The sequence below is a fragment of the Testudinibacter sp. TW-1 genome (genome assembly GCF_050613185.1).
In the GTDB taxonomy this organism is placed as follows: Bacteria; Pseudomonadota; Gammaproteobacteria; order Enterobacterales; family Pasteurellaceae; genus Chelonobacter.
The window spans coordinates 1604964-1617482 of the sequence record NZ_CP192511.1 but is presented as its reverse complement, the minus strand read 5'-3'; the positions used below and the strand labels follow the sequence as shown (position 1 = coordinate 1617482).

General features: G+C 46.5%; 12 protein-coding genes and 1 tRNA gene. 7 read left to right on the top strand and 6 right to left on the bottom strand.

What is annotated here, in order from left to right:
* Window positions 1-3: 3 nt before the first annotated feature.
* Together mlaE and ACQ31U_RS07745 are read right to left on the bottom strand one after the other, a co-directional pair.
* Entirely contained in the window at window positions 4-789 is a 786-nt protein-coding gene (gene mlaE, locus ACQ31U_RS07750; RefSeq protein ID WP_431050881.1) for a lipid asymmetry maintenance ABC transporter permease subunit MlaE, read from the bottom strand.
* Window positions 786-1580: an ATP-binding cassette domain-containing protein gene (locus tag ACQ31U_RS07745; protein ID WP_431050879.1), complete on the bottom strand. Its 795-nt coding sequence runs from the start codon at window positions 1578-1580 to the stop codon at window positions 786-788. Before ACQ31U_RS07745 ends, mlaE begins: the two co-directional genes overlap by 4 nt.
* 230 nt (window positions 1581-1810) lie before the next feature.
* On the opposite strand from ACQ31U_RS07745, the gene lptC reads away from it, so the two are divergent.
* The 7 genes from lptC to ACQ31U_RS07710 all read left to right on the top strand — a co-directional run bounded on the left by lptC (window position 1811) and on the right by ACQ31U_RS07710 (window position 6655).
* Window positions 1811-2392 carry an LPS export ABC transporter periplasmic protein LptC gene (gene lptC, locus ACQ31U_RS07740; RefSeq protein ID WP_431050877.1) on the top strand — a complete coding sequence of 194 codons (582 nt, stop codon included), beginning with the start codon at window positions 1811-1813 and terminating at the stop codon, window positions 2390-2392.
* Entirely contained in the window at window positions 2373-2882 is a 510-nt protein-coding gene (lptA, locus tag ACQ31U_RS07735; RefSeq protein ID WP_431050875.1) for a lipopolysaccharide transport periplasmic protein LptA, read from the top strand. The genes lptC and lptA overlap by 20 nt, the downstream gene beginning before the upstream one ends.
* A gap of 15 nt (window positions 2883-2897) precedes the next feature.
* Entirely contained in the window at window positions 2898-3623 is a 726-nt protein-coding gene (lptB, locus tag ACQ31U_RS07730; RefSeq protein WP_431050873.1) for an LPS export ABC transporter ATP-binding protein, read from the top strand.
* A 27-nt stretch (window positions 3624-3650) separates the two neighbouring features.
* The gene (gene ptsN / locus ACQ31U_RS07725; RefSeq protein ID WP_431050871.1) at window positions 3651-4133 is read left to right on the top strand and encodes a PTS IIA-like nitrogen regulatory protein PtsN; all 483 of its coding nucleotides are present in this window, start codon (window positions 3651-3653) and stop codon (window positions 4131-4133) included.
* Window positions 4134-4162: 29 nt separating this feature from the next.
* Entirely contained in the window at window positions 4163-5020 is an 858-nt protein-coding gene (gene rapZ / locus ACQ31U_RS07720) for an RNase adapter RapZ (protein ID WP_431050869.1), read from the top strand.
* Window positions 5021-5039: 19 nt separating this feature from the next.
* Window positions 5040-5116: transfer RNA gene (locus ACQ31U_RS07715), tRNA-Arg, on the top strand.
* 225 nt (window positions 5117-5341) lie between these two features.
* Window positions 5342-6655: an anaerobic C4-dicarboxylate transporter gene (locus ACQ31U_RS07710; protein ID WP_431050867.1), complete on the top strand. Its 1314-nt coding sequence runs from the start codon at window positions 5342-5344 to the stop codon at window positions 6653-6655.
* Between the two features lie 74 nt (window positions 6656-6729).
* Here ACQ31U_RS07710 and arcB read toward each other — a convergent pair whose 3' ends face one another.
* From arcB to ftsZ, 4 genes are all read right to left on the bottom strand, one after another.
* The gene (arcB, locus tag ACQ31U_RS07705) at window positions 6730-9075 is read right to left on the bottom strand and encodes an aerobic respiration two-component sensor histidine kinase ArcB (protein WP_431050865.1); all 2346 of its coding nucleotides are present in this window, start codon (window positions 9073-9075) and stop codon (window positions 6730-6732) included.
* Window positions 9076-9282: 207 nt separating this feature from the next.
* Window positions 9283-10143 carry a phosphoribosylaminoimidazolesuccinocarboxamide synthase gene (locus ACQ31U_RS07700; protein WP_431050863.1) on the bottom strand — a complete coding sequence of 287 codons (861 nt, stop codon included), beginning with the start codon at window positions 10141-10143 and terminating at the stop codon, window positions 9283-9285.
* A 134-nt stretch (window positions 10144-10277) separates the two neighbouring features.
* Window positions 10278-11195 (bottom strand): UDP-3-O-acyl-N-acetylglucosamine deacetylase, encoded by a 918-nt coding sequence (lpxC, locus tag ACQ31U_RS07695; protein ID WP_431050861.1) that lies wholly within the window; start codon window positions 11193-11195, stop codon window positions 10278-10280.
* Between the two features lie 48 nt (window positions 11196-11243).
* Entirely contained in the window at window positions 11244-12461 is a 1218-nt protein-coding gene (gene ftsZ, locus ACQ31U_RS07690; protein ID WP_431050859.1) for a cell division protein FtsZ, read from the bottom strand.
* Window positions 12462-12519: the final 58 nt, after the last annotated feature.

Below are 12519 nucleotides of genomic sequence, written 5' to 3'. Positions count from 1 at the left end.
CAATTAATTACCGCCGAACATCATGGCGGTTAAAATAAAATCTAAAGCCAGCACGGTTAATGACGCGTGCACCACGGTTTTGGTGGTTGCGCGACTGATTCCTTCCGATGTCGGGCGGGCATCATAGCCGTTAAACAGGGCGATCCAAACCACCGCTATCGCAAATACCGCACTTTTGATCATGCCGTTTAAAATATCCGTTTTCCAGCTGACCGAATTTTGCATAACCGCCCAGAAACTGCCGCCGTCTACGCCTTTCCAATCCACGCCGACCAAGGCGCCGCCCCAAATGCCGACCGCAACAAAAATCACGGTTAAAATCGGCATGGAAATAATTCCCGCCCAGAAACGGGGGGAAATCACACGCCGCAGGGGATCAACCGCCATCATTTCCAAACTGGAAAGTTGCTCGGTCGCTTTCATTAAGCCGATTTCCGCAGTCAATGCCGACCCGGCACGCCCGGCGAATAAAAGTGCGGTCACCACCGGTCCGAGTTCGCGCAATAACGACAGCGCCACCAGCTGCCCCAAACTGCTTTCGGCGGCAAAACCGACCAGCACCACATAACCTTGCAATCCTAATACCATGCCGATAAATAAACCCGATAGCAAAATAATCAGCAGCGATTGCACACCTAAGACATACAACTGTTTCACCAACAGCGGAAAATATTTTTTCGGCTGCGGCACGCCGACTAACGCGCCGTACAACATAAACGCCGAACGCCCCAAGGCGCGAAACACGCTGATCACCCCAGCGCCCAGTTTTGAAATAGCAGCAATGATCATACAAATAACTCGTCTATATACGCTTTCGCCGGATAATGGAATTGCACCGGGCCGTCTTCATTACCCGCCAAAAACTGCACCACTCGCGGATCCCCGCTTTGGCGTAACTGCTGCGCCGTGCCTTCGGCAATCACGGTTTGGTCAGCGACAATATAAGCATAATCGGCAATGCTCAACACTTCCTGTACATCATGCGAGACCACGATTGACGTCAAACGCAGGGTTTTATTCAGGCGTTTAATCAGGCTGACGATCACGCCCATGCTGATCGGGTCTTGCCCGGTGAAAGGTTCGTCATACATCACCAAATCCGGATCCAACGCCACCGCTCTTGCCAATGCCACCCGGCGCGCCATGCCGCCTGACAGCTCCGACGGCATTAAATCCGCCGCACCGCGCAAACCGACGGCTTCCAGTTTTAACAATGCCAGCTGGCGAATCAGCGCCTCCGGCAGGTTGCTGTGCTCACGCAATGGAAATGCCACATTGTCAAAGGTTGAAATATCGGTGAATAATGCCCCCGACTGGAACAACATTCCCATTCTTTTACGTAATTGGTACAACTTTGTATTCGATAAGCGGGTGATATCGCTGCCGTCAAATAAAATTTCACCCGAATCAGGATAGAGTTGTCCGCCAATCAATTTTAATAAGGTGGTTTTCCCGATTCCGGACGGCCCCATAATCGCAGTAATTTTACCGCGTTCGACTTTCAGGTTTAGTCCCTGATAAATCGTTCTTGAGCCGCGTTTGAAGGTGAGATCTTTCACCTCCACCAAATATTTATTCATCTTTTTCCTTGCATTCTGCCTTATCCGCCACGATTTAGCGCTTACCACGCCCATCAACCAGCGGATGTCAATTGGGCGAATCTTGTATGAATTTAGGCATAATGTCAAATATTCGCTCAACTATTTGCCCCGGCGGAAAATAGATTAATTATAGGGAAGTTGCCTAAATGTCGCGAATTTATGCTAGAATTTCGCATTGTTTAATTCTTTTATACTCAACAGGAAAGCGGATGAATTTTCGTTGGAATAGTATTTTATTGCTGATTGCACTCGGCTTGCTCGCTTGGTATTACTCGCTCAATCAGCAAGACGAAACCACGCTAAGCACTCGAATTCAAACCAGTGACAATCCGGATTATGTCGCCAACCGTATGGAAACCACATTGTATTCCGTTGACGGGCGCAAGCAATATGTGGCTACCGCTGATCAAGTGGAATATTTTCAGCAAAGCGGCGATACGCTTTTTAAATCGCCGGTGGTCTATTTGTTTGAAACCGCAAAAAACAGCGATAATTTGGTCCGCAGTTGGAAACTCAGCGCCGATCAAGCAAAAATCAGCAAAGATAAGATGTTATATCTTGACGATAATGTCACTATTGAAAGTTTGTTGCCGGAAAGTAAAATCCATAGCCTGAAAACGTCAAGTGCGGTCGTCAATTTAACGACACAAGATATAACATCTGATACAATGGTCAGCGTTGTCGGTCAAAGTTTCACCACTACCGGGAAACGTTTAATCGGTAACCTTCGTCAACAGGTCGCCACATTAAAAGAGCAGGTACAAACCCATTATGAGATCCAAACTAATTAAATCATTGGCATTCGTCAGCGCAATGTTGCTCTCTTTCTCGGCTTCAGCCCTGAAAAGTGACACTCAGCAACCGATTAATATCACCTCGGACAATCAATCTCTGGATTTGGAAAACAATATTGTCACCTTTTCCGACAATGTGGTGATCACCCAAGGCTCGATTCTGATTAACGCAAACAAAGTGACGATTATCCGCCCTGCCGACAATTCCAGCGGCAAAGAAAAAATCGAAGCCACCGGCAATCCGGTGACTTTCCAACAACAGCTGGATAACGGCAAACCGATTAACGGGCATGCCGGCAAGGTCAATTATGATCTTGGCAGCCAATATCTGGTGCTGACCGGCAATGCGCAGCTGAAACAGTTAGACAGTCAAATTAATGCCGAAGTGATCACCTATGATGTGCAACAACAAAAAATGATTGCCAAAAACAAGGGTAAAGGCCGCGTAAAAACCATCCTGTACCCGTCACAATTACAACAAAAATAAACAGGTTAAGATTCTATGTCTATTCTTTCGGCACAAAATCTGGCAAAGTCCTACAAGGGGCGCCAAGTGGTGCGTAATGTCAGCCTGAACGTCAATTCCGGTGAAATTGTCGGCTTGCTCGGGCCGAACGGTGCCGGCAAAACCACCACTTTTTATATGGTGGTCGGGTTGGTTAAAAATGATCACGGTTCGATTAAAATTGATGATCAAGATATTACGCTGCTGCCAATGCACAACCGTGCCCAACAAGGGATCGGCTACTTGCCGCAGGAAGCCTCGATTTTCCGCCGTCTCAGCGTATATGATAATTTGATGGCGGTATTGGAGATCCGTAAAGATCTCACGCCGAAACAACGGCGCGAGCGGGCGGAAGAGTTGATCGATGAATTTCATATCGATCATATCCGCAATAATTTAGGACAATCTTTGTCCGGCGGGGAACGCCGTCGGGTCGAAATTGCACGCGCTTTGGCGGTCAATCCGAAATTTATTCTGTTGGATGAACCCTTTGCCGGGGTCGATCCGATTTCGGTGATTGATATTAAAAAAATTATTTTACATCTCAAAGATCGCGGCTTGGGCGTGCTGATTACCGACCATAATGTGCGCGAAACACTGGACGTATGCGAACGCGCCTATATCGTCAGTGCCGGCAACATGATTGCCACCGGTACGCCGAGAGAAATCTTGGAAAATGAAGATGTAAAACGGGTTTATTTAGGCGATCAATTCAAATTGTAAGCGCCCGTAGCCTAGAGACGTTGTATTATGAAATTAACTCATCTGCTCAGCTTGGACAATATTCGCCAAGGCGTGATGTCCTCGAGTAAAAAAAGAACGCTGGAAATCTTGAGTGAAATGGTGACGGCACAAACCGGCGGCGATAGTCAGGTTTGTTTTGAAGCCTTATGTGAGCGCGAAAAAGTCGGTTGTACCGCACTTGGCAACGGAATCGCCCTGCCGCATGCCAAACTGGGTGAAGGCGATAAACCGATTGCGGTATTTTTACAATTAGCCAATCCGATTGACTACAAAGCGGCGGATAACCGTGAAGTCGATCTGCTGTTCGCACTGTTTATTCCCGCGAATCTCTGCGGCAGCTGCAAAGCGTTGTTACCCGAAATCGCCAAAAAACTGAGTAACAAAACACTGGTTAAGCAGTTACGGGCGGCACACAGTAAAGAAGAGATTTGGGATATTTTTTCCAAATTGGATCTACATGAAGAGGACACGGCTTCAAGCGAGGCATAAGTATAGGATATTATTGTGAGAGGCAACATATGGAACTGATTATCATCAGCGGACGCTCAGGTTCAGGCAAATCCGTCGCATTGCGTGCGCTTGAGGACATCGGCTACTACTGTATCGACAATCTGCCGCTTGCCCTCTTTGACCAAGCAATCGAAATTTTAGCGCAAAAGCAAAGTGCGGTTGCGATCAGCCTCGATATTCGCAATTTGCCCGAATCCTCGATTCAATTCGAACAGGTATTACGCCAACTGGCGGACGATATTAAGCTCAAACTGATTTTTCTCGACTGCGAACCCGGTATCCTAATTCGCCGCTATAGCGACAGCCGGCGCTTACATCCGCTGTCAGTGAAAAATATGACGTTGGAATCCGCCATTGAATTAGAACGCGAATTATTGGAGCCTTTATTTCAACACGCGGATTTAGTATTGGATACCTCCGCTATTTCCACCCACGAATTGGCGGAAAAACTACGCCAATTTCTGCGCGGAAAATCCGACAAAGAGCTCAATATTGTTTTTGAATCTTTCGGCTTTAAATATGGCATTCCACTGGATGCGGATTATGTGTTTGACGTGCGTTTTTTGCCGAATCCGCATTGGGATCCGCAGTTACGCCCGCTGACCGGACTGGACGAACCGGTGATTGATTTCCTCAATCGCCACAATGAAGTACACAATTTTATTTATACCACCCGTAATTACATCGAAACTTGGTTGCCGTTATTGGAACAAAATAACCGCAGTTATCTCACTGTTGCCGTCGGCTGTACCGGCGGTAAACACCGTTCGGTGTATATTGCCCAACAATTGGGAGAATATTTCTTGGGGCGCGGCAAAAAAGTTCAGATTCAACACAGTTCGTTAAGCAAGCACAAACGCCAATAATTCCACGGACAGATCCTACGAATGTGTAGCTCAGTCGGATAGAGCAATCCCCTCCTAAGGGATAGGCCGGCGGTTCGAATCCGCCCACATTCGCCAAACCAATTTGTTGATTATTGTACAAAAAATCATACTTTTGCACATAAAGTGCGGTTTTGTGACACTTCCCCCTCTCTTTTTCTTTAATAACTGATAAAATGGCGCCACGATTCAGAAGCACTGTTCCGTACTCACCTGAATCCAGTGTCCAGAAGTGTTCTCGTTCAAATTGGCGAAACGCTTTTTATCATTAAATATTTTCTTATTAAAATAATGGAGCAATTCATGTTTCTCTTTCAATTTGCCATCGTATTGCTGTGTATCCTAATTGGTGCCAGACTTGGCGGTATCGGCTTAGGAGTCATGGGGGGAGTCGGCCTGGCCATTTTGGCGTTCGGCTTCAATTTACAACCAACCAGTCCGCCAATCGACGTCATGTTGATGATTATGGCGGTTGTTTCCGCGGCGGCGGCAATGCAAGCAGCCGGCGGTTTGAATTATATGATTCAAATTGCCACCCGCATTTTACGCAAAAATCCGAAATACATTACCTTTATCGCCCCGGCGGTGACGTGGACCTTTACCGTATTTGCCGGAACCGGGCATGTTGCCTATTCGGTGCTGCCGGTTATCGCCGAAGTGAGCCGCTATAACGGAATCCGTCCTTCCCGTCCGCTTTCCATGGCAGTGATCGCCTCACAATTTGCGATTGTCGCCAGTCCGATTGCTGCGGCAGTCGTTGCCGTGGTCGCCTTCCTTGAACCGCAAGGTATCACCTTAGCGAATGTGTTGAGTGTCACGATTCCGTCCACCGTTCTGGGTATCTTCCTCGCCTGTTTGTTTGTCAACAAAATGGGGAAAGAACTGAAAGATGATCCGCATTACCAGCGCTTACTGCAAGATCCAAAATATACGCAAGAAAATTCCGTGAAGTTGGATGTGGAAAATATGGAAATCAGCACTACCGCAAAATATTCGGTGGGACTGTTCTTGTTCGGTGCACTGTTAGTGGTTGTGATGGGCGCGCTGCCTGAATTACGACCGCACTTTGACGGCAAAGCGATGGGCATGGCGCATACCATTGAAATTATCATGCTGACCATAGCGGCGTTAATTATCCTGATCTGTAAACCGGACGGCACCGAAATCACACAAGGCTCGGTGTTCCATGCCGGTATGCGTGCCATCGTGGCAATCTTCGGTATTGCCTGGTTGGGTGACACCTTAATGGGCGCACATATCACCGAAGTGAAAGAGATGGTTTCAGGTCTGGTCGAATTTGCCCCTTGGACGTTCGCGTTTGCCCTGTTTGCCTTATCGGTGATGGTCAACAGCCAAGGCGCAACCGTGGCCGTATTGGTGCCGTTGGGAATTGCCCTAGGTTTGCCGGCATCGGTGATTATCGCCACCTTCGTCGCCGTCAACGGTTATTTCTTTATTCCGAACTACGGTCCGATTATCGCCTCAATCGACTTCGATACCACCGGCACCACCCGTATCGGCAAATTTATTTTCAATCACAGCTTTATGGTTCCGGGCTTATTGAGCATGATCTTCAGCTTGATCTTCGGTTTCATCTTTGCCGGTATTTTCCTGTAAAAAAGCATTAGCAGCCAAGTGACAAAAACCGTTCCCGATTCATTGGGAACGGTTTTTTAGTATCTAACCGCACTTTATACTTTATGCGTTATATACTGCTTAAGTGCGGTCAGTGCCGGCTGCCATTCCTGTAACATCGCCACCCAACGGGCAATATTTTCTTGCCAATTTTCGGCTTCGTCGTGTTGTGCCGCTTCCGCAATATCGCGGATCGCATTCAATCCGATCGAAGCGGCAGCCCCTTTGATTTTATGCGCCTCTTCCGCCACCGCCCGCTTCAGTGACGGGTCGGTTTGATAAGCTTTATATTGTGCATTTAAGTCCGTAATATAATTCGGCATTAACTCGGCAAACAAGTCGATACTTGCCAGCACTTTCTCTTTCCCAAGCAACTCGATTAGCTCGCTCAATAACGGATAATCAAACTGCATCGCACTTTGTTTATCCGGTTCATTGACTGCCGCCTGTGGCTGCACAGGCAAATCTTCGTCACCAAACAGGCGTTTCAGCGTGGAATTCAAGGCTTCCTGCGATAACGGCTTGGACAACACATCATCCATGCCTTGTTGTACATATTCATTTTTATTATTCATCACATTTGCAGTGAGCGCGACCAACGGCGGCAAATACTCAATTTCATCGTTCTGATATTGATGGCGGAGGGTCATCGCAATATCAAAGCCCGACATATCCGGCAATTGAATGTCCAGCAAAAGCAAATCGTAGTCATTTTGTTGGAATTTCTGCAACGCTTCGCCGCCGCTCATGGCAACATCAACGTGATAGCCCAACTTTTCCAGTACCGATTTGGCGACGATAATATTCACCTCAATGTCTTCCACCAATAGAATATTTAATGCTTGCGTAACGTGCTGTTTCTCAAGTGCGGTAAAACGTTCAATCTGCGCGGCTTTGACGCTCAAGGTAAAGGTCGTGCCGACATTTTCTTCACTTTCCACGGTTAAATCGCCGGACATTAACGAAGCAATTTGTTTGGAAACCGCCAACCCGATTCCACTCCCCAACGCGCGCATATTATCCTGCGATTTGACTTGGTAATACATGGTGAAAATTTTACTCTGTTCAGCTTGCGGAATGCCAATGCCGCTGTCGCTGATTTTAAAGCACAACTCATCTTCCCCGGTTCGGGCAACCGACAGCCGCACCCAACCCTGTTTGGTAAATTTGACCGCATTGCTGATTAAATTCCATAACATCTGGTTGAGGCGGATCGGATCGACTCGAATCCATTCCGGCAGATTGTCTGCTAACCGCATTTCAAACTTCAAATTTTTTTGCGCCGCCATAACTGAGGCAATATTATTGATATCATTGAGTAAATGATTAAAATCACATTCTTTTTCAAACAGTTCGATACGGTGAGTCTCAATTTTTTCCAAATCGACCAAGTCATTGAAAATATGTCCCAACGAAACCGCACTGACCTTAATGGTTTGCAAATAATTGCGCTGCTGCTCGGTTAAATCTCCGTCCAGTAAAATACGGCTTAAACCGATAATGCCATTGAGCGGCGTTTTCAATTCATGGCTGATTGTGGTCATCAGATTCGTTTTATCGCGACTGTTTTTCTCAATCGTTTCACGGTAAGTCGTCCGTTCGGTAATATCGCGCCCAAAGCCGATAATCATGTGCTGTTTACTGACTTTATCGTAATACGGCACTTTTAAAATTTCAAAGCACGCCGCTTGCCCGTCAGGATAATATAGCCATTGCTCATAGCGCATTCCTTGATTTGCCCGACTGACCTGCCTATCACTTTCGATAGCTTTTTTCGCCGCCCGCTCGCTATATAATTCGAACGGTGTTAATTGCTTTAATTCCTCGCTTTTTTTTCCGGTCAGCTTTTCCATCGCCTTATTCGCCCCCAGAAAGCGATGATCTTCGCCGCGGTAGAATACCAAATCCGGCGAGGCATCAAAGAAAGAACGCAACAGCTGCGCACTTTGCTCTAATTCCAACTGAATGCGGCTCCGCTCTTTGATCTCCTGTTCCAAATGTAACAATGCGGAAGTCAATTCTTGTTCCGCTTTGCTACGTTCATCTATTTCACGGCTTAACAGCAAATTTTTCTTATTGAGCTCTTGGTTCAGTTGATAATCCTGCATGCGCAAGGTTTTCAGTTGCTGCAACGTTTTCTCCGCTCCCTGCCGCGCCAGTTCCAATTTTTCCACGATCACCAAAAAGAAATAAATCACAAACGGCGCGGAACACAAACCGAAAATGACCGAACGCAAAATATCGCCCCAATCCAAGGTTCCGGTAAACAGTAAGGTACTGCCCGCCTGAATCAGCAAGGCATAAACCGCTAAAATCAGCAACCCCAACAAAGAGAACTTAAGCTTGCCGATACGGATAATCCAGTCGATGTAATTTTGCAGATAGATTTTTACGTTTTTCATAGTGTGGTTTATATTTGCTACATATCTATTTGATAAATAAAAGTAGGGGCGGATTATATATCCGCCCGCTTACGAAGTGCGGTATCAATGATAAACCAATAATAGAAAATACAGAGCATGGGGCGGGCGGATATATAATCCGCCCCGACATTGTCTCATTAACTATTTTTAGGAAATCAATTAATGATTACTGGAGTTTAAATTATATTATTTCGTCAACAAATCCAATGCTTCACGGTATTTATCAACCGTTTTTTGAATGACCTCAGCCGGCACTTTCGGCGCAGGCGCTTGTTTGTTCCAGCCTGTTTGTTCCAACCAATCGCGGATAAACTGCTTGTCAAATGACGGCGGATTGGTGCCTTCCCGATAGTTTTCAATTGCCCAAAAACGGCTGGAATCCGGGGTCAGCACTTCGTCCATCAGGGTCAATACGCCGTCTTTATCCAAGCCGAATTCAAATTTGGTATCACAGATAATAATCCCTTTGCTCAACGCATATTCGGCAGCAGCCGTGTACAGCGCAATCGCTTTTTGCTTGACTTCCGCCGCCAGTTCCTTGCCAATCAACCGTTCACATGCTTCATAGCTGATATTGACATCATGATCGCCCACTTCCGCTTTGCTTGACGGGGTGAAAATCGGTTCAGGCAGTTTACTGGCTTCTTGTAAACCGGCCGGCAGCTGCAAACCGCAAATCGTACCGGTTGCACGGTAATCTTTCAAACCGCTGCCGGTCAGATAACCGCGCACAATCGATTCGATCTTGATCGGCGTCAGACGTTTGCACACCACCGCACGGTCTTTGATCTGATCCGCTTCTTCTTTCGGCAACACATCATAGACCGTATCGCCGGTGAAGTGATTCGGCATAATATCTGCCAACTGTTTAAACCAAAAATTAGAAATTTGGGTTAGGATCTCGCCCTTGCCCGGAATCGGATCGTCTAAAATCACATCAAATGCCGACAAACGGTCGGTTGCGACCATCAGCATTCTGTCTGCATCAATTTCGTACAGATCACGCACTTTTCCTGAATAAATTTTGTTTAAACCGATGTGTTGCATTATTTTATCCTTGAGGTCTGTTAACTTTTATTTATTGTAGCGCAGTTTAAACCGCACTTTGCACTATTATTTTGCGCTGAAGCCATTAAAAAAGCCATATTTCACTGAAATATGGCTTTCTAACGATCATCAGACTAAATCATAATCTGCGCAGGCACTAAATACCCTTGCGGCACATTTTCTTTCCGCTCAAAGGTCACATATTCCCAAGCGTCCTGATCGGCTAATACCGCTCTTAACAACTTGTTATTCAAGCCGTGCCCGGATTTATAGGCTTTAAACGCACCAAGAATATTATGGTTCGCCATATATAAATCGCCCACCGCATCCAATAATTTATGGCGTACCAATTCATCTTTGAAACGCAAACCGTCTTCATTCAGAATGCGGTATTCGTCCAACACAATCGCATTGTCCAAGCTGCCGCCTAACGCCAAGCCTTGCGCTTGCAAATATTCAATATCTTTCATAAAACCGAAAGTACGCGCACGGCTGATTTGTTGGATAAACGCTTGGGTTGAGAAATCCAGTTTATAATTAGTGACATCGCCTGAAATCGCCGGGTGTTTGAAATCAATGGTAAAATCCAGTGAAAAACCGTTATATGGCTTGAATTCCGCCCATTTATCACCGTCTTCAACCCGAACCGGTTTTTTAATGCGGATAAATTTCTTCGCCGCCGCTTGCTCTTCGATCCCTGTATCTAATAACAGATAAATGAAAGGCGCGGCACTACCGTCCATAATCGGAATTTCAGGTGCGTCGACTTCAATAATGATGTTATCAATTCCCAGTGCCGCCAAAGCAGAATTGATATGTTCCACGGTTGACACACGCACGCCGTCATCATTCACTAAACAAGTACACAACATGGTGTCGCGAATCGCGTCGGCATTTGCCACAAAGCTCACCGGCGGATTCAAATCAGTACGGCAATAAATCACTCCGGTATTCACTTCGGCAGGACGCATGGTCAGCGTCACTTTTTTACCGCTGTGCAGCCCGATTCCGGTCACTTTTACACTCTGTTTTAATGTTCTTTGTTTAATCATAATTTTCAGTACCTTTCTCAGTACGCTATTTTATTAAATCCGCTCGCCTTAATCCGCTTGATTGCGCAAGAAAGACGGAATATCAAATAAGTCTTTTTCGTCAAACGCTTTCGGCTTGGCAACGTCTGCGCCAACCGCCGTTTTGCCGTTGTCGTAGCTATTACCATACCCTTGGTTAGACTCTGGCTGCGGATTAAAGTTCGATTGTCCCTCAAAACCGGATTGAATCGGTTTTGATACCGGCATGCCCATTCCGGTGGATTTCGGGGTAATCACTTTTAGTTCAGTTTCGGCTTTGTTACCGCCGATCCCGGTTGCAACGATAGTCACACGGATTTGATCACTCATTTCCGGAATTAAGGTACTGCCGATTACCACTGTCGCATCTTCTGAGGCGAAAGCACGTACCGTATCACCAACGGTAGAAAATTCATCTAACGACAAGTCCATCCCCGCCGTGATATTAACCAACACCCCACGCGCACCGGACAGATCGACATCTTCCAATAACGGGCTGGCAACCGCGTCTTGCGCCGCTTTATCCGCACGACCATCCCCGACTTCCCCGTCAGCCACTCCGGTGCCCATCATTGCATGTCCCATTTCTTGCATGACGGTTTTAACATCGGCAAAGTCTACGTTGATCAGCCCCGGCGAAGTGATCATATCGGAGATCCCACGTACCGCATTACGTAAAATTTCATTTGCAGTCGCAAAGGCATTAACCAGGGAGATATTTTTGCCTAAGACTTTTAATAATTTTTCGTTTGGAATTACAATTAAGGAATCGACAAATTTGGACAATTCGCCAATCCCCATTTCCGCCAATGCCATCCGTTTTTTACCTTCAAAGCTGAACGGTTTGGTGACTACGGCAACGGTTAAAATGCCCAGTTCTTTGGCAATTTGCGCCACCACCGGTGCGGCACCCGTTCCGGTACCACCGCCCATACCGGCTGCAATAAACACCATATCCGCACCTTCCAAAATATTACGGATTGCGTCTTTATCGTCTTCCGCCGCCTGACGACCAACATTCGGATTCGCCCCTGCGCCCAAACCTTTGGTTGTATTGCCACCGATTTGTACAGTCTGTTTGACCAAACTTTTACGCAAAGCCTGCGCATCAGTATTGATTGAGAAAAACTCAACACCATGCATTTCTTCCTGCACCATATGATTAACGGCGTTACCGCCGCCACCACCAACACCGACTACTTTAATGACGGCATCGGTAATGTCATCAAACTCGATAGGCTCAAACATATATTCTCCCCATTATGTTTGTTTTATTTTTGCAAACCAATAATTTTCTATTCTATGC